The following is an 18,356-nucleotide window of genomic DNA, read 5'->3' as shown; positions in this document are numbered from 1 at the left end:
GAAAAAAAAGCATGATCGTATTACGATCATGCTTTTTTTAATCGCGAATCCCTAGTGCAATTTTTGCCATACGTGACATCCGTTCTTTGGACCAAGGTGGATTCCAAACAACATTTACTTCTATTTCGTTTACTTCTGGAACATTTGTCGATAATACCTTTTTGACATCAGATACAATTTGACCAGCCATTGGACACCCGATAGAAGTCATTGTCATTGTAATGACGGCATTATTTTGTTCGTCAGTTGTAACATCATATACTAATCCAAGGTTTATAATATCTACGCCAAGCTCAGGGTCAATTACAGCTTCTAAATTGGCATATACTTTATCCTCTAAAGGTTGAGACATACTAACACCTCTATTTATGATTGATATTTATTCTCATTATACAAGATGAGGAGAGAAAATGCAGTGATTGAGCTCACAGAATTTTTCTAGATTAAAAAGCATTCCTTATAAAAGGAATGCCTTTCTTATTACTCTGTTTTAAAGCGAGAAACGAGTGTTTCCAGCTCTTCTACAGTATGCTTCATTTGTTTAGACATTACAGACATATCTTTCATTACATTTACTTGCTTACCAGCAGAGCTTGCAGTCTGCGTTGTTTCAGCTGCTACTTCATTAGAGATGGAAGCGATATTATTGAGGGAGAAATTCATTTCTTCTGCACTTGCAGCCATTTCTTCAGCAGTCGCTGACACCTCTTGCATTTGTGAGGCTACTGCATTAATTTTTTCTACAATAGTTGAAAAAGAAGAACCAGCTTCCTGTATAACTGTAATTCCTTGAGAAGCTTCTTGTTGACCTTGTGTCATCATATTGTTTGCAGCTTTTGTATCATCTTGAATATGTTGAAGCAATTGGTTAATGCCTATTGCAGCTGTTTTAGACTGTTCTGCGAGCTTTCGCACTTCATCAGCAACAACAGCAAATCCTTTTCCATGTTCCCCGGCGCGTGCAGCTTCAATGGAAGCATTTAAGGCAAGAAGATTTGTTTGTTCTGCAATATTAGAGATTGCTTGTACAGCATGATCAATAGAGTTCGTATGTGTAATAAGACGCTCAACAACTTCAGATGTTGCATGAACAGCTTTGTGTATGGTACCCATTTGCGTAATAGATTTTTCAATGACGTGACCACCATCATCCGCTTGCTCAGAAGCTGCTATAGCAAGTTCCGCAACAGTAGAAGCGGATTCAGCAATGCGCTGTACACTAACAGCCATATCATCCATAGCAGTAGAGCTTTCTTCAATGCTGGCAATTTGAGAGTGAATACTATGCTCTAATGTTGACATCGTTGTTTGAATATGAGTTGTTACATTCATAGAATGTGTTGTTTCCGTTAACATATTTTCAGAAGCTGCCTGTACGTCTGCAGATGTTTTTTTAACCTGATTAATAATGTTTTGTAAGTTTGAAAGCATTTGATTAAATGATGCTGCAATCTCTCCAACCTCATCTTTGCTACGTATAGGAAAACGAGCTGTGAGGTCACCATCCTGAGATGCTAGTTCTTTTAGTTTAGAATCAATTTCTTGAATAGGCTTCACAAGTTTACCAGAGAACCACCATGCTAGTATAAGAGCTACTATTGTACATGTGATAAGTGAGATGAAAATAATCAATTGTATTAGTGTTGATGAATGCTTAATTTGATCGATTAATTCATCACGTTTTGTGTTTTCCTGCGCTGTATATTTCGCGAAATTTCCTAAAATGGTATCTACAATTTCATTTTGCTCTAATGCAATTTTGGTTGCTTCATCCCATTTGCCTTCTCGTGTAAGAGGAATGACTTGATTATCCATTACGCCACGCCATTTTGCGCCCATGTTAATGGTGTCTTTCATTTCTTGTGGAAGACTCTTATCGCTTGTTACTTGTTCGCGTGTATCGGCTAATTGTTTCCCAGCTTTATTAAACCGCTCTAGCTCTTTTTCATCGTGCAGTAATAAATAGCCTTGTAAGCCAGCAACTTGAGCCTGAAACAAATCTCCGCGCTCTTTTAAGATAGTTGCTTTGCGAGAAACATCAGCTTGTAATGTTTCTGCCTGTTGCGCTTGACTTGTAGCGAAGAATAAAATCACTGCTAAAGCGATGCCAAATAATGAACAAACGCTTAGTAGCATAAAGATGAGTTTCTTCCGAATACTAACATACTTCATTTGGAACCATTCCTTTTTATCTTTTTATTATGATTTATATATATTAAATGAAAAGAGAACGCTTTGTTTCCTAATGTATGTTCACTGGAATTATAACAAACGGCATATAGGAGAGAAATAGATGAAGGCTTTTGTTCAAGAAATGTATACATTTATATATAAGGTAATAAAATTATATTATGAAAGTAAAAATATGTATTGTATGAACGAATTTGTTGCTGTATAATCCTAAAATAATGATAGTGAAGCTTGTTTGGATACTGCTTTTGACTATTTAGTAATCTCCAGCTTTGACTTGTATGCGCTATACATAGAAGAAAAACTCTCTTCACTTTGAAGAGGGTTTTTCTATGTGTTTTTGGAAATTAGTGTATAGAGTCCAGGGATGCGATGTTCAATTCCTTCCGGAGCGTGAGGTGGGAAGACCCATTTTTGCTTTGCGCCGTATTCTTCTGTGAGTTCTTCGATATGGAGTCCTGCTTGCGCAATTTTTGTTACAATTTCTCCCAACGTCCATCTGCGAATTGTATTTTTAGGTAAACAGGAGCGCTCTGATACTGATAAGAGCATACTGTAGGCCACATCTACTTCGATTACATTTTCATCAAAGTAATTACCATTTGCGATTGCGCGGTTATTTTCTATTTGCAGAAGCTTTGTATACATTGGGTGATAGTCGCGTAAAAGGAATGTTCCACCTTGTTTTAGTAATTGAGAAATCAGTGTAAATAAAGGCTCTAAATCTATGAAATAGTGGAGTACACCAAGCTCAAGTAATACTACATCAAATGAGCCTATTGTTTTTGGTATATCGATCACATCAGACACGATGTATTCAATATGTGTTTCAGCGGCTGCGGCAAGTTCTCTAGCATATGTTGCATTACTCTCTGAAATATCGACAACTGTTACTTCTGCTCCTAATAATGAAAGGGCAACTGCCTTACTTCCTTTTGATCCCATTAAATTTATAATACGTTTACCTTTCAATTCACCGAGATAAGGCAAATAATAAGCAACCTCGGCGGTAGGATTTTCCCGTATTCGTTTGCCAAAAGAATGCGGCGTTCCGTGGCGATTCGTCCAAGCTTTGTAAGCGGCTTTGCTCCAGCCGGCTTTATTTTTTGCACTTAATTGCTGTTGATTCAAACATATCGCTCCTTTCCGTGAAGGTATATAGTTTCCTTATGAAAGTGAAAAATCCTGCTTGTTATTTATAAAATAGTTTGATTTTTCTGTATAATATCTATACAATGTAGATTACATACGAAAAGCGTTGAAGAGGAAAAGTAGAATGAAATCATTCTTTCCAGAGAGCTTCGGTAGCTGAAAAGAAGCAAGAATGCGCATTCGAACAATGGCCTCTGAGCTTCGTCCTGAACTTATCAGTTGATAATAGTAGGCGGCGACGAGTGTTGGCTCTCGTTATCAAAGTCACAGTATACGAGCAATAGTAGCTCCGTACTTGCAGAGGTCAATCGTGTGAGCGATTGATGAAATAAGGTGGTACCACGACTGTATATACAGCCTCGTCCTTATCTTTTTAGAAGATAAGGGCGGGGCTTTTTTATTTTTAAAGGGGGAATGTAGGATGAATATTTTTATTGGAGGCGCTTGGCCGTATGCAAATGGTTCATTGCACCTTGGCCATATTGCTAGCTTACTGCCAGGAGATATTTTAGCACGTTATTATCGGTTAAAAGGGGACAATGTGTTATATGTATCGGGAAGTGATTGTAACGGTACACCGATTACGATTCGTGCTAAGCAGGAAGAAGTAAGTGTAAAAGAAATTGCGAATCGCTATCATGAGGAATTTGAGCGATGTTTTCAGGAGCTGGGTTTTTCCTATGATTGCTATACACGTACTGACAGTGTTCATCATCATCAAGTAGTTCAGAACATTTTCTTAGAGCTTCTAGAAAAAGGGCTTATTTATAAAAAGAAGGTGGAGCAAACGTACTGCGAGACTTGCGTGCAATTTTTGCCGGATCGTTATGTGGAAGGGATTTGTCCGCACTGCAGTGCTGGAGCGCGTGGTGATCAATGCGATGCATGTTCTGCTATTTTGGATCCGATAGATTTATTGGAGAAAACATGTAAGTTGTGCGGAAGTAGGCCGGCAATTAAGGAGACAGAGCATTTTTATTTTGCATTAACGTCATTACAGAAGCAGTTAGAAGAGTATGTAGAAATGGTAAAGCAGAATGGCACGTGGCGTGAGAACGCCGTGCAGCTGACGCAGCGATATTTACAAGAAGGATTACAAGACCGTGCTGCTTCGAGGGATTTACCAATTGGAGTAAGCGTTCCGGTTGCTGGGTACGAAGATAAGAAGGTGTATGTTTGGATTGAGGCTGTGTCTGGTTATTATTCAGCAAGTAAACAATGGGCACAAGAAACAAACTGTGATGACGCACCATTTTGGCAAGAGGATACACGAACGTATTATGTTCACGGCAAAGATAATATTCCTTTTCATACAATCATTTGGCCAGCTATTTTGCAGGGGATACAAGCAAAAGCATTACCAGAATATATTGTTTCAAATGAATATTTAACGGTGGAAAAAAGGAAGTTATCTACGAGTAGGAACTGGGCTGTTTGGGTTCCAGACATGTTAAAGGAATATAATCCTGATTCGATCCGTTATTTTTTAACTGTAAACGCACCAGAAAATCGAGATACAGATTTTTCATGGCGAGAGTTCATTTATAGTCATAATAGTGAATTGTTAGGAGCATATGGAAACTTTGTTAATAGAACGCTAAAGTTTCTTGAAAAATATTACGAGAATACTGTACCAACTGGACACATCAATCAAGAAATTGAAGAAAGACTAAAAGAATTATATGTGGAAGTAGGCCGATTAATTGAAGAAGCCCATTTTAAACAAGCGCTAGAAATAATTTTTGAAACAATTCGCTATGCGAATAAATATTTCGATGAGAGACAACCATGGAAACAAATTAAAGAAGAGAGGATAGAATGTGATGCGACAATGCGAAATTGTATGCATCTTATAGTGAATTTTGCGCAGCTATTAGCGCCGTTTCTTCCGTTTTCATCCGCACAAGTGCAACAAATGTTAGATGTTTCTCAGAGCAAATGGGATTACATTGCTGAATGCCCGGATTCTATTTCGAATGTGTCACCATTATTTGAACGTATTGATGTGAAGAAAATTGAGGAGGAAGTAGAAAAGCTGTACGGGTCTTTCGTATAAAGTAAATATCTTATTAGATTAAACAGCGTGAAGTTCGTAGGTGTTTGAGAGAATGTTAAGATTTTATATATTTGTCCAAGCAGTTTTTTTAAATTTTCATTTTATAGTAAGGGGAGCTATTCATATTCTAGTGAAAAAGTTAAGGAATCAGGGCATATAAAAACGTTAAAATATGAAAGTCCCTTCTATTATCTCTATAAAAAGGAGGGAAATTTGAAAATGGATTTTGGTAAAAAACATGATAACGATGAACGGCCGACTGTCATTTTTGAAAGAGACGGAGAAAGATTTGTTGTTATGCCTTCTCCATCTGGAAAAAAGAAGAATGTGATTGTCATCAACAACCAGTTTACTAGTGCACCAAATACTACACAAATCGCGAGCGGGGCTGGACGAAACAGCGCTGCAGGGAATAATGCTGCTCTTGATTCATCGAATACTGAACAACAACAGAGTGTGGGAGCTGACGGAACAGCGAGAAATACAGGTATAGAAGGTACTCAGACTGAACCGCACAATGAACATGGACATGGCCACGATGAGCAAGAAAATGTGATTGTTATCAATAATCAAATCGATATGGGTCAGGAACAATCTTCTGCTACTCAGGTTGCAAGCGGGGCTGGAAAAGACAGTACAGCTGGAACAAACGCGGCAATTGAAAGTTCCAATACGAAACAGCAACACGCTGTTGGTGGCGGTGGTACGGCAGAAAACGATGGTGAGATAGGCGACCAAGTAGAAGCCTAACTTAACTATCTGAAACAAGTCTAAAGAAAATTAACTTCTTATTAATTTACGTTATCGTGATGATATCCCAAGCTTGCTACAAAGTACGAATCAAGATATTATTTCTTCCCTTCTGGAATACATGGCAAGTAAGGTATTAAGCTAATGAGTACTTTAGTAACTATCGATAACATTAATTATGTGAATGAAAAGTCCCTTCAAATCTTAAAATGTGCCTTTTGTAAAGGACATTAAAAAGTCTAGGCGGCTTTAAAAAGATGATCTCTGTATTGACAGGGATCATCTTTTTTTATCTCGTAAAAGCCCGATTCTTTCAACTAACTATCAGTGGGGGATGAAAAGATCCCACTGATGGAAGTTTCATTTTATGGTTTCATACATTTTTTATGAAACAGCATGCTGAACTCTTTTCTGTTTTTCTTTTCTCATTGTGAGATATTGCGGCGCAGCGATGCCAAGTAAAATACAAATAACTCCACACCATTGCAGCGGTGATACAACTTCATGTACAAGGGTAATAGAAGCAATGATAGCGGTTGGTAATTCAGCAGCTCCCAAAATGGTGCCAAGTCCTGTACCTACTTTCGGTACACCGATTGAGAAGCAAATAACGGGAACGACAACGCCAAATAAACCTAGAAAGAGCCCGTATTGCCAAAGCCCAGCTTGCAGCGCTCCATTTGTTAGAAAGGTTGGCGGAAATATAAGGCACACAATAAGAGTAGCACTTGTTGTCATAAGGAAGCTTTTCGTATAAGGTGGTACGTCTGTTGCGATGCGGCCACTTGCGAATATATAAAACGAAAAGGAAACAGCAGCGAGCAACCCAAAGATGATTCCTTTTGTTGATAAGCCCTGTCCTAACCTTTCAAAGACACCACCGGCAAAGAGTGTACCGATAAATAAAATGATAATAGATACAATTTTCCCTCGACTTGGGAACGTTTTGTTTGCTACTGCTTCAATAAGGACACCAATCCATGTGAATTGAAATAGTAGGACAACCGCAATGGATGCCGGTAATTCTTCAACAGAAATCGCGTAGAAAATTCCTGTCATACTCATTGTTGATCCGACTGTTAACAGAGACAAGAATTGTTTTTTTGTTACCGTATGACGTGAGAAGAACAGGACGAGTAATAACAGTCCTACCCAGCCAAACACATATTGTCCGCCTAACAATTCATGGGCAGAAAAACCGTCTAAAAATCCGAGTTTAAAGATCGTAGAAAGAACGCCGTAGCTACAGGCGCCAAATAATACTAGTAATGAATACTTCAGTTTTCCCATAATAGATCCCCCTTTGTGAAATAAAAAACGCCCGCTGTCCATAAATGGACAACGGGCGAACGAAACAGAGTCAAGGCTCTACAAAATTTCACCTCTCACAAGCAAGTGTGAGTTTGGATATTACATTCTATATAAGATTGTAGCTGTCATCCTTTTTTTCGTCAATATATGAAAAGCAGGATGTAAGGAACTGTATTTTGAAATATACAGTATTACGGACGTATGGAAGGTGAGAGAAGATATTCGACTGATGATTATATACAAAGCACTTTTCTTACAAAAATGTAATCTTATTGTAAGTCATTGCAATGGTAGTTTCGACAAAATCTATTATACAATAATGGTAGAAAATCAGTACGTGCTAGAAGAATGAGTATCAACAAAAAGGAGAGAAAGAGATGGAATGGATTCACGACTTATTTCAACAGCATGCATACTATGTTGTACTTATTGGATTGATGCTAGAATATATTGCATTTCCATTTCCTGGAGAGCCGACATTAGCGTATGCAGGGTATTTAGCACATACCGGTGATTTACATTTAGTACCGCTAATCTTTTTATCTTTTGTAGGAACAAGTGTAGGTATGACAATTCAGTACTTTGTAGGAAACAAGCTTGGGATGCCATTTATACAAAAGTACGGAAAATATGTTTTTTTAACACAGCGTAAAATTAATTTAACGAATAAATGGTTTGATAAGTACGGTTATTTTTTAATCTTTATTGGTTTCTTTATTCCTGGTGTGCGTCATTTTACAGGGTATTTTGCAGGAATTATTAATTTACCATTTCGCCGCTTCGCAATGACGATTTATTCTGGGGCAGTGTTTTGGGTATCATTCTTCCTAGTAGGCGGTTATTGGTTAGGTGGAAACTTAGATAATATTTTTAGAGCGGTTGAAGGTCATATCGGAAAAATTATTATTGGTGTTGTTGCGGTCGTGGCAGCAGCTTTAGCGGTAAGATTCCGTAAACAACTTAAACGTGTGTTTGCTCAAACAGTAAATTGAAAAAATCCATTCTATGTCGAAAAAGGCGGTGCTTAGAGAAGAAGCACTGCCTTTTTGTTAAGTAAATAGATACTTACAAAAAGAGGAGAGTTAGCAAAGTATGCTAGTTCTCCTCTTTTTTTTATTTATGAAATCTTATCTTTTATAGATAGGCAATGTATGTTTCCCTTGAATTAAGTTCCACTCATCTTCACTTTTTAGGAGCTTAATATCTAACAATACTTTACCATCTACAATTTCAATATTGATTTGACCTTGTTTACCAAATTGATCAAAAACTAAAGTTGCTTTATTGTCTTTGAATGTTACAGTACCGTCTACATATGCAATATCTTCAGCATTATCGGAATAAGAAGATACACCGACAACTGCTTCGTTTTCAGAAATAGGACTAATCTGCATCATTGTGAAAGCTGGACCGATATACGGTGGTTTTTTCGGTAATTCTTGTTCTGACCATGTTCCTTGAACGTTGTATAGAATAGAAGTTGGTTTTGCATCAGAATTCCAAACACCGTCTTTATCGAGGTAGTACCATTGTAATCGATCGTCGACAACCCATCCAGTTTTCATAGCGCCGCTTTTATCAAGGTAGTACCATTTGTTTTGATCGAGCACCCAACCTGTTTGCATCATACCCTTTGCATTTAAAAAGTACCATTTGTTTTGATCAAAAACCCATCCAGTTTTCATAGAACCATCGTTATTTAAATAGTACCAATCATATGGTGAATCTTGATGCCATCCAGTTTTCATAACACCATTTTTACCAAGAAAATACCATTTTCCATTATCAAAAATCCATCCATACTGCACAGCACCGCTTTTATTCAAGAAGTACCATTTTTCATCTTGTTTTAACCATCCAGTGTGCATAGCACCATTTTTATCAAGAAAATACCAATTTGGTCCTTCTTGATGCCATCCAGTTTTCATAACTCCATTGTCTTCAGCAAGGAAATACCAATTGCTATTTGTGTTTATCCATCCTGTTGCTGTTTTTCCATTTATGTAATAATACCATGCTTGTTGTTTTTGTACCCAACCAGTTACGGGAGTAGATTGTTTAGTTGTCTCTGCATAAACATGAGGCTGTATTGCGCTAAACAATATACCTGCAGCAAATAACATACCAGCAATTTGTTTTTTCATAATTATCTGCTCCTTTATTGGGGAATTCTCTTTCCCTACTACTAATATATCTAGTTATTAAAACAAATTCAATACTTTTATTACAGGAATGTTACAAAATTGTTAAAAACATTTCTTTAATATGTATGAAATATTTCTTTTAGTAAAGGTATTATTCATTAGTATCTGTTAATACCGAATAAAATCACCATTACCATTAGTATGCAAAGGAGTTTTAAAATATTTCTTGCTAGCTGTTTCTTTTCCCTTCTATTATAGAAGAAAGAAATTCGTCAAAATCAGCAGTGTGATTTTGATTCGCTAGCATTTTTTTAATAGGATGCTAGGAAAGTTTTTTAGTTCAATATTTTAAAAGTGTAATTGTATATTTTGTAAAGAAAAAGAGGAGAAATGTAATGAGACGAATTATTGCATCGATATGTGTAGCAGGAAGTTTATTAATAGCACCTATACAAAGTTTTGCAGAAGTAAATACAGGTGGAAATCAGCAAGCTGTTGTAAAAGATGGTTGGGTGTTTGAACAAAACAATTGGTATTATTATGCGAATAATGTGCCGGTAAGCGACTGGCAAAAGATTCAGGGAACATGGTATTACTTTGCGAGTAATGGTGTAATGAAAACAGGTTGGTATTTTGACGGAACGAATTGGTTTTATATGAATAGCAATGGTGGAATGGAAACAGGCTGGCAAAAGATTCAGGGAACGTGGTATTACTTTGCGAGTAATGGTGTAATGAAAACAGGTTGGTATTTTGATGGAACAAATTGGTTTTATATGAATAGCAATGGTGGAATGGAGACAGGCTGGCAAAAGATTCAAGGAACGTGGTATTACTTTGCGAGTAATGGTGTAATGAAAACAGATTGGTATTTTGACGGAACGAATTGGTTTTATATGAATAACAATGGTGGAATGGAGATTGGTTGGCAGAAAATAGGTGGGACATGGTATTACTTTGAGAATAACGGTGTATGGGTTGCAAGCAATGCTGCTGACTATTTATATACAATAGGAGAAAATCAGCAACTTATTCTTGTGACAGCAAATGATTACGGAACTAATAAGGCGAAAATTCAAACATTCGAGAAACGAAATAATAAATGGTATCCGGTGTATGCTGCTATGCAGGGATATATTGGTCGTGACGGATTTGCTTATACGATGTCAGAAGCGGGAAAGAGTTCTCCACGCGGTAAATATACAATTGGAACAGCGTTCGGTCGCTACGGTAATCCAGGAACAAAACTATCATATCGACAAATTACATCAAATGATGTTTGGGTGGATGATTCTAATTCATCTTTATATAATACGTGGCAGCAAAAACCAGCGAATGGTCGTTGGAGCAGTGCCGAAAACATGGATATTCCTCAATATGATTATGGGTTTGTGATTAACTATAATACAAAACGAATACCTGGAGCTGGTTCGGCGATTTTCTTCCATATTTCAGACATGTATACATACGGTTGTACAGCGACATCTCGGGAAAATGTTCTTTCCGTTTTACGATGGTTAGATCCTGCTAAAAGTCCTGTGATTGTGCAAACACCGGAGAATGAACTGAAATATTACTAATAAAGTGAAACTTCCATCAGTGTTGGGGCTTACTGTCCGCGAATAGCGTAATAAAAAAGAAGGTGGTCTCGTACCACCTTCTTTTTTATTACGAATTACTTTCCACTTGAACTTGTCCTTCATCTTGTAGTAAATCAAAGACATCTGCTATGCAAAATGCGATGAACCAAGTCCAAAGGCCATGGAAGAATGCTGTACTAAGTTGCAGAGGTAAATCATAAGTTGTTGTTGAAAATGAGATACAACCGCCGACAATTCCAATCATTGTTAAAAGTGTCGTTTTTCTTGCGTTTTCTTCCGGATTGAAAAGGAAGAAAATAAATGAACCTAAAATTGAAGCGCTTACAATGGAGTCGATTCCATTCATATATAAATTTTCACCAGTATACGTATTTGTCCAAAAGCATACGAGGCCGCCTGCTACGGCAAATAATGTTGCGATTATAAATCTAAATTGTTTGTTCATACGTTCATCTCCTTTATCATCATCATTTGAACAGGAGGACCTGAATTTTAATTAATAGCAATTAAATAAGATGCTATATTTATTATCTACTTTTACAATATATACATAGTATAACATGTTTTAGATTTGAATAAAAATAATTATCTGATATTTCTAGTTTTTAATGTTTTGAATTTATCTCGCTATTCGTGGGCAGTTAGACCCTCACCTTAAGATTGAGGGAAGCGAAGAAGATAGGTGGGGAATGAAGAAGACCCCCACTGATGGAAGTTTCCCTTTATGTGCAAAATAAAAACGCAAGGATCCACTCCTTGCGTTTTGTTATATACGTTTAAATCGTCCAACCACTTCTACTGTTTCTGTAATGTTAATAAAAGCATGGCTATCAACGTGGCGGATTAGACGTTTAATTTCTCCTAGTTCATAGCGTGTAACAACTGTGTAAATCATTTTTTTCTTATGATCTGTATATCCACCGACAGCATCAACCATTGTTACACCGCGAATCCCGTTGTGTAGTAATGCTTTTTTTATGGCATTTCCTTTTTCTGTAACGGTCATCACTGTTAATTTAATATGTTTTGTATGAATGGTATCAATGACTTTACTTACAACAAATCGGCTAATAAGTGTGTAAAGTGTAATATCCCATCCAAAAATAAAACCACCGACTGCAAGTAGAATAAGGTTAAAGCCAAAAATAATGGATCCAATAGAAATATCTCTATGTTTTGCCACAATTAACCCAATAATATCAAACCCACCTGTCGAAGAAGCAAATCGGAAAATGATTCCTGTTGCAGCTCCGCACAATACACCACCAAAAACAGAAGACAACAACACATCCTCAGAAAGTTGATGAACTGGAATGATATTCATAGCAAGAGTCGATACAGCAAGAAAGTATGCTGTTAAAAAAGTTGTTTTCTTTCCTAAGTAAAAATAGCTAAGAAAGAGCAGTGGAATGTTTAATAAAAAGATGAGTGCACCAATACTGTAGTGCATTAAGTAACCGATAATCATCCCAACGCCAGCAAAACCGCCACTAATCATGTGGTGTGGAATAAAAAACATATTCATTGAAACTGCATAGAGAATTGAAGCAACTGAAATAACAACAAGTTGAATAATGAATTCTAAATGTAATGTTTTTGCGGCTGGGAATGATAAAAAGGCGGTATCGGGAACGTAATCGGCGTCTCCTAGTTGGCCCATAGTCTATTTTCATCTCCATATTCGTTTTTGATTACAAGAAGAGAATAATGCTTTTTTCAAGCACTGGCAATAGTTTTATTATTATACGAAAATTTTATAAAATTTTTACAATTCGAGTGTGTAAATAAAAACATGAATATGTAAAATATAAGGAATTTACATGTTGAAGTAGTATGATATAATCCTGTCATAAGGATGTGAAGAGATGGAATTTCTATTGCAAGATGCAATGTTATATATATCTGTTGTAACAACAGCTCTTTGTTTATTAGAAGTCTTATTTCTCACTAATGTTTCGCGTTTTGTACGCCAGCAAACATATAGGGGCAGACAGAAAGCCTTTGCAGTTGTTGAAACATGTGAGGAGCACATAGGGAATATCTCGTTTTTCCCTATCTTTTATAAACATGGAATGGCTCGCTCAGTTCGCAGGCAAGAAGCAAGCGGAGAGAGTGAGGATGTAGGTCCGTATATGCCAATGTTTCGCTAAAGAATTATGAAACATTGGAGGAATCATATATATGTTTAAATCATACCGAGCTCGGCTCGTAAGTTTATCTTTATTACTTGTTGTTGTTTTATCTGGTTGTAGTAATGCAAGTGCGAATGCAGGACCAATTGATGCGAATAGCCCAGGATTTTGGAATCACTATATTGTATATCCAATTTCTGTTATGTTGCAGTTTGTGGCGCACCATTTGCCGAATCATAGCTTTGGGATTGCCATTATTATTATTACGATTATAGTTCGTTCGATACTACTGCCGCTGACAATTACGCAATATCGCAGCCAATTAAAAACGAAAAAAATGCAGCCAGAGTTGCAGAAGTTGAAGAAAAAGTATGGCGATATGACGAACAATCCGGAAAAACAAAAGCAATATCAACAAGAAATGATGATTTTAATGAAAACGAGCGGTGTAAACCCGCTAATGGGTTGTTTACCACTGCTACTGCAAATGCCAGTCTTCTCAGCATTGTACTATGCAATTAGTCATACGGAAGAGATTCGTACAGCGTCTTTCTTATGGGTAAATTTAGGACATCCAGATCCTTATCACATTTTACCTGTCCTTGCTGCTATGACAACATTTTTGCAAATGAAAGTATTTCAGTCTAATATGACAGGAGAACAAGCTCAAAATCAAGTATTGAAAGTCCAGCAGTTTATGATGCCGGCAATGATTTTGTTTATGGGATCTGCTGCTCCATCAGGACTTGTCTTGTACTGGATTACAAGTAACCTATTTACTGTGATTCAAACTATAGTATTGAAGAAAGTCTTGGATCGTGAAGATGTACAAGTGCAAGGGCAAGGGGCATAAGAAAAATTTATTTACTATAAAGTGAACGTCCCTTAGTGGAAAATGAAATAGACAGTGCTCGTTATGAGCACTGTCTATTTTTTGTGTGATTTCTATATGCGGAACTGCTGCATCAATTCTTGAAGTTTATGAGCAATCTGTTTCAATTCATTGCTAGAATGCTGAATCGCATCCATTGCGTTTAGTTGCTCTTCAGAAGAAGCAGCCACTTCACGTGTACTTGCAGATGATTCTTCAGCAATTTCGGAAATATGCTCTACAGTTTTTAAAATTTGTATCGTTCCAGCAGAAATTTGCTGAGCAAGAGTGGATACTTCCTGTGATTGATCAGAAACACTTTGTGTAGTCAGATGGATATGTTGAAACATGTTACCTGTTGATTGAATTGTATGGACTCCATCTTGGACATCATTATATACACGTTCCATTGAACCAACCGCGGAGTGGGAATCTTTTTGTATTCCCGTAATGATTTCTGTTACTTTCTTTGTAAAGTTAGTAGATTGTTCTGCGAGCTTTCGTACTTCTTCTGCTACAACAGCGAAACCTTTTCCATTTTCCCCTGCCCGTGCTGCTTCAATTGCTGCATTTAGTGCTAACAAATTTGTTTGATCGGCGATATTTTGAATCATAGAAATAATTTCGCCTACTTCTTTTGAGTGCTCGCTTAACGTTTGAATGATAGAAAGAGAGTGCTGAACGGATTCGTTAATAGCCTCCATTTGATTAATCGCCAGTTGCATGCTGCTGCTACCTTCCTCTGCTTCTCGAGTCGCTTGCAGCGATTTATCATATACATTGGACATATGAACTGCGATATGCCCTACCTCTTCAGTCATTTCTTGAATCGCTATTTTAGAGTGCTGCACACTGTTTAGCTGAGATTCAGACCCACTTGCTACTTCTTGCATGGAAGAAACAATGGCATCCGTTACGCTTCTTGTTTCTTCAGAATGAACAGATAACTGCCTAGCAGAGGTTGCTACATGATCGGACGTGGTATAAACATCGCTAATTAAATTCTTTAAATTCGTAACCATGCCGCCAATAGATTGGCTAAGAAAACCGATTTCATCACTGCGTTCTAGAAGATTTGGCGGTACTTCACTCGTTAACATACCATTTGATACTTCATTTGAAATAACAGACAAACGTTGCAATGGTTGTACAATAATGCGGTGGATTGTAATCATTAGCACGATAATCAATATAACTAATCCAATTCCAATCCCAATGCTGACATTTGTAAGTTCTTTCTTAAACATCGCGCTTACTTTCGCATCTCGACTAACAGCGAGCGCTCCTAATGCATGATTATCCAAGTCTTTTAGTAAGACAGGATGTTGGAGAACGTTTTGTCCATCTGTATGCTGGATCTGAAAAATATCCCCTTTGGGATCCTTTTTTAATCTCTCTGAATATTCATTCATGATTGTTTTAGAAAGAGATTGAGACGTTGTTAAATACGTTCCATCAGCAGTTAATATGGAAAGATCAGTTCCTAACGTATTTTTTATACTAGTAAGATTTTCGTTGTGTAAAAATTTCCCGAATATTAAAATTCCTGCGGGCTCCATTTTTTCATTTTCATTTATAATTTTAGAGGCAGCAATGATTGCTAGTCCTTTAGAAGTTTGAACAAAAGTATACAAGTCTGACTTTTGTTGAACCGTCTGCAGTAACGTTTTGTCATTTATCGTTCCTGTAAATTCTTTTATATCTCCTATTTGGCTCAAAACGGTACCATCAAAGGTACTAGTGGCGATAAAGTCAATATCAGGGTTGATTTTCGTGTTTACGTTTACATTTTCCTCAATCCACTTCACATCTTTATGTTCAACAGCTTGTCTATTAGCCTCCCATTGTGAATTTGTCTGAGTAAATTTTAGCAAGTTGCTGCCTTGAAATTGCAGTAGTTTTTCAGAAGCGCGGGCAGCTTCTTTCATTTGATTTTGTTCTACAATTGTTATGTCATCATTTAATTTTGTAAAGAAATAATAGCCGGCTATGGTGAGCGGGATACATAATAGTAGAGTAATAAATAGAGTAATTTGTTTAATTAATGAAGACTTTTTCATAAAAGACATTCAAGTTTCCTTCTTTCACTTCTGAATAGTAAAAAGACGTTGCCGCGGATATAACGTTGTATTCTCCTATAGTATTACAAAAAATGTAATTAAAATCCGAATAATATTATATAACAATATTTTGAATAATGTAACAATAAATAACAAAAAATTCCTATAATACTTATTTTTGAAAATATAATTTAATTTTGAAAAATGATTGATGAGTAGGAAAAGAAATTTGAATTCTTTCAGCGGTGTAGAAGAAAGTTTACATCTGTTATATTATACTGAAATAATTCCTGTATGTAATATAAAACACTCTTGCTTTTTTAAAAAAATTCAATATAATGAACAATAACAACAACATTCGAAATTATAAAAGTATTGATAAGGACATGATCTGTTTTTTACGATTCTCAGAGAGGGGAGCCTTAGGCTGTGAGCTTCCTAATACGAAAGAATAGTTTACCACCTTTGAACTGTAGCAGTGAACGAACATCTAGTAATTGCTTGCCGGCAACAGCCGTTATCTGAAACTTGAGCAATTGGCGCATTGTGTCTTCGTGTCAATTGGAACAAGGGTGGAACCGCGAATCAAACACTCGTCCCTTTTTTTAGGGATGAGTGTTTTTTTTATTTTACTTTAAATCAAACTAGAATTAGAAGGAGGGAACGCAGCATGCATCACGATGACAAAAATAAAATTGGCCTAACAGTCGCATTATCAATCGTTATCGGAACAATTATCGGCTCTGGTGTATTTATGAAGCCAGGTAAAGTATTGGATTATGCAGGAAGTTCTAACATGGCAATTTTCGCTTGGGTAATAGGTGGTATTTTAACCTTAGCAAGCGGTTTAACTGTTGCGGAAATTGGGGCACAAATTCCGAAAAACGGTGGTTTGTATACGTATTTAGAAGAGGTTTATGGAAGATTTTGGGGTTATTTATCTGGGTGGATGCAAACACTTGTATATGGACCAGCAATTATTGGGACATTAGGATTGTATTTTAGTTCACTAGTCATGAATTTTTTCCATATTGATAAAGTGTGGAATTTGCCAATCGCGATTGGAACGGTTGTATTTCTTGGTGTTGTAAATAGTGTTGGAACAAAGTATGGGGGCATTGTTCAAACCGCGACAACGATTGGAAAAATGATTCCAATTGTGCTTATTATTGTGATGGGATTTTGGAAGGGGAATAGTGATGTATTTAACGTTGTTGTACCAGAGTCTGCAAATCAAAGTATTGGGATGGCAATTTTAGCAACATTATTTGCATATGATGGTTGGATTCTACTCGCGTCTATCGGCGGTGAAATGAAAAACCCAACAAAGTTATTGCCAAAAGCGCTGACAGTTGGAATTCTTGTGGTAACAGCAGCGTACGTGTTAATTAATCTTGCATTATTAAAAGTGTTACCAGCTCCGCAAATTGTTGTGCTTAGCGAGAATGCAACAGCGAAAGCGGCTGAAATGTTATTAGGTGAATATGGCGGGAAATTGATTAGTATTGGTGTTATTGTTTCAATCTTTGGATGTTTAAACGGAAAGATTTTAACATTCCCACGTATTCCAGTATCAATGGCAGAGCTTGGTCAGCTACCGTTTTCAAAATTTATTGCAAAAATTAATGATAAGTTTAAAACGCCAGCAAATGCAATTTTTGTTGAGATTATGCTTGGTATTATTTTGATGATCATAAGTGACCCGAATAAATTGTCCGAGATTTCCGTATTTATTATTTATATTTTCTATGTGATGACATTTATCGGTGTATTTATTTTACGAAAACGTAATGCAGGACAAAAACGTGAATATAGTGTTCCTTTATATCCAATCGTGCCAATATTAGCAATTTTAGGGTCGTTATTTGTAATTGGAAGTGCGATTATTAATGATCCAGTAAGTTGTTTCTTGTCAATTGGTATCGTATTGACTGGATTACCGGTGTATTGGTATTTGAATAAGAAAGAGGTAAATTTGAATAAGAAAAAGGTAAGTTAGTCGATAATGAAATTTTGAAATAGGCATCTTTTGGAGATGCCTATTTTTTTGTGCAAGGATGCTGAAAGGGATTGTGGAATATGTTGTTAA

At 36.6% G+C, this 18,356-nt stretch carries 14 protein-coding genes, 2 pseudogenes and 2 other annotated features; of the genes and pseudogenes, 7 read left to right on the top strand and 9 right to left on the bottom strand.

The window, feature by feature from the left end; all coding sequences use genetic code 11:
- Positions 1-37: 37 nt before the first annotated feature.
- The 3 genes from AB1284_RS20560 to AB1284_RS20550 all read right to left on the bottom strand — a co-directional run bounded on the left by AB1284_RS20560 (position 38) and on the right by AB1284_RS20550 (position 3,321).
- Positions 38-352 (bottom strand): metal-sulfur cluster assembly factor, encoded by a 315-nt coding sequence (locus AB1284_RS20560; RefSeq protein ID WP_429753221.1) that lies wholly within the window; start codon positions 350-352, stop codon positions 38-40.
- Positions 353-480: 128 nt separating this feature from the next.
- Complete coding sequence (locus tag AB1284_RS20555) at positions 481-2,172, bottom strand: methyl-accepting chemotaxis protein (protein WP_429753222.1); 1,692 nt, start codon at positions 2,170-2,172, stop codon at positions 481-483.
- Positions 2,173-2,520: 348 nt separating this feature from the next.
- A complete protein-coding gene (locus AB1284_RS20550; protein ID WP_429753223.1) occupies positions 2,521-3,321 on the bottom strand; it encodes a class I SAM-dependent methyltransferase in 801 nt (266 codons plus the stop codon).
- A 118-nt stretch (positions 3,322-3,439) separates the two neighbouring features.
- Positions 3,440-3,712: a binding site (T-box leader), on the top strand.
- Between the two features lie 51 nt (positions 3,713-3,763).
- On the opposite strand from AB1284_RS20550, the gene metG reads away from it, so the two are divergent.
- Both metG and AB1284_RS20540 read left to right on the top strand, forming a co-directional pair.
- Entirely contained in the window at positions 3,764-5,398 is a 1,635-nt protein-coding gene (gene metG, locus AB1284_RS20545) for a methionine--tRNA ligase (protein ID WP_429753224.1), read from the top strand.
- 219 nt (positions 5,399-5,617) lie between these two features.
- A complete protein-coding gene (locus AB1284_RS20540) occupies positions 5,618-6,148 on the top strand; it encodes a hypothetical protein (RefSeq protein WP_429753225.1) in 531 nt (176 codons plus the stop codon).
- Between the two features lie 384 nt (positions 6,149-6,532).
- Here the strand turns inward: AB1284_RS20540 and AB1284_RS20535 are convergent, their stop codons facing one another.
- Complete coding sequence (locus AB1284_RS20535; protein ID WP_429753226.1) at positions 6,533-7,438, bottom strand: EamA family transporter; 906 nt, start codon at positions 7,436-7,438, stop codon at positions 6,533-6,535.
- A gap of 398 nt (positions 7,439-7,836) precedes the next feature.
- Here AB1284_RS20535 and AB1284_RS20530 point away from each other — a divergent pair, with 398 nt between their 5' ends.
- A complete protein-coding gene (locus AB1284_RS20530; RefSeq protein WP_429753227.1) occupies positions 7,837-8,451 on the top strand; it encodes a DedA family protein in 615 nt (204 codons plus the stop codon).
- A 135-nt stretch (positions 8,452-8,586) separates the two neighbouring features.
- On the opposite strand, the gene AB1284_RS20525 is transcribed toward AB1284_RS20530, so the two are convergent.
- Positions 8,587-9,603 carry an N-acetylmuramoyl-L-alanine amidase family protein gene (locus AB1284_RS20525; protein WP_429753228.1) on the bottom strand — a complete coding sequence of 339 codons (1,017 nt, stop codon included), beginning with the start codon at positions 9,601-9,603 and terminating at the stop codon, positions 8,587-8,589.
- Positions 9,604-9,998: 395 nt separating this feature from the next.
- Here AB1284_RS20525 and AB1284_RS20520 point away from each other — a divergent pair, with 395 nt between their 5' ends.
- A complete protein-coding gene (locus AB1284_RS20520; protein WP_429753229.1) occupies positions 9,999-11,183 on the top strand; it encodes a cell wall-binding protein in 1,185 nt (394 codons plus the stop codon).
- Positions 11,184-11,271: 88 nt separating this feature from the next.
- Here the strand turns inward: AB1284_RS20520 and AB1284_RS20515 are convergent, their stop codons facing one another.
- A complete protein-coding gene (locus AB1284_RS20515) occupies positions 11,272-11,649 on the bottom strand; it encodes a DUF3938 domain-containing protein (RefSeq protein WP_429753230.1) in 378 nt (125 codons plus the stop codon).
- A gap of 321 nt (positions 11,650-11,970) precedes the next feature.
- Entirely contained in the window at positions 11,971-12,864 is an 894-nt protein-coding gene (locus AB1284_RS20510; protein WP_429753231.1) for a YitT family protein, read from the bottom strand.
- A gap of 205 nt (positions 12,865-13,069) precedes the next feature.
- Between AB1284_RS20510 and AB1284_RS20505 the strand changes: the two genes are divergently transcribed.
- Positions 13,070-13,354 carry a hypothetical protein gene (locus AB1284_RS20505; protein ID WP_429753232.1) on the top strand — a complete coding sequence of 95 codons (285 nt, stop codon included), beginning with the start codon at positions 13,070-13,072 and terminating at the stop codon, positions 13,352-13,354.
- A gap of 31 nt (positions 13,355-13,385) precedes the next feature.
- Positions 13,386-14,189: a membrane protein insertase YidC gene (gene yidC, locus AB1284_RS20500; protein WP_429753233.1), complete on the top strand. Its 804-nt coding sequence runs from the start codon at positions 13,386-13,388 to the stop codon at positions 14,187-14,189.
- Between the two features lie 92 nt (positions 14,190-14,281).
- Here yidC and AB1284_RS20495 read toward each other — a convergent pair.
- Together AB1284_RS20495 and AB1284_RS20490 are read right to left on the bottom strand one after the other, a co-directional pair.
- Positions 14,282-14,920, bottom strand: a pseudogene (locus AB1284_RS20495) (methyl-accepting chemotaxis protein); the annotation flags it as partial.
- 303 nt (positions 14,921-15,223) lie between these two features.
- Positions 15,224-16,135: pseudogene (locus tag AB1284_RS20490) on the bottom strand (CHASE4 domain-containing protein); the annotation flags it as partial.
- A 498-nt stretch (positions 16,136-16,633) separates the two neighbouring features.
- Positions 16,634-16,871 (top strand) — a binding site (T-box leader).
- A 66-nt stretch (positions 16,872-16,937) separates the two neighbouring features.
- On the opposite strand from AB1284_RS20490, the gene AB1284_RS20485 reads away from it, so the two are divergent.
- Positions 16,938-18,266, top strand: a complete 1,329-nt coding sequence (locus AB1284_RS20485; protein WP_429753234.1) for an APC family permease — start codon at positions 16,938-16,940, stop codon at positions 18,264-18,266.
- The last annotated feature ends 90 nt before the right edge of the window (positions 18,267-18,356 follow it).

The organism is Bacillus sp. S2(2024) (assembly GCF_050474045.1).
GTDB classification, from domain to species: Bacteria; Bacillota; Bacilli; order Bacillales; family Bacillaceae_G; genus Bacillus_A; species Bacillus_A yunxiaonensis.
This window is presented reverse-complemented; position numbering and strand designations above follow the sequence as displayed.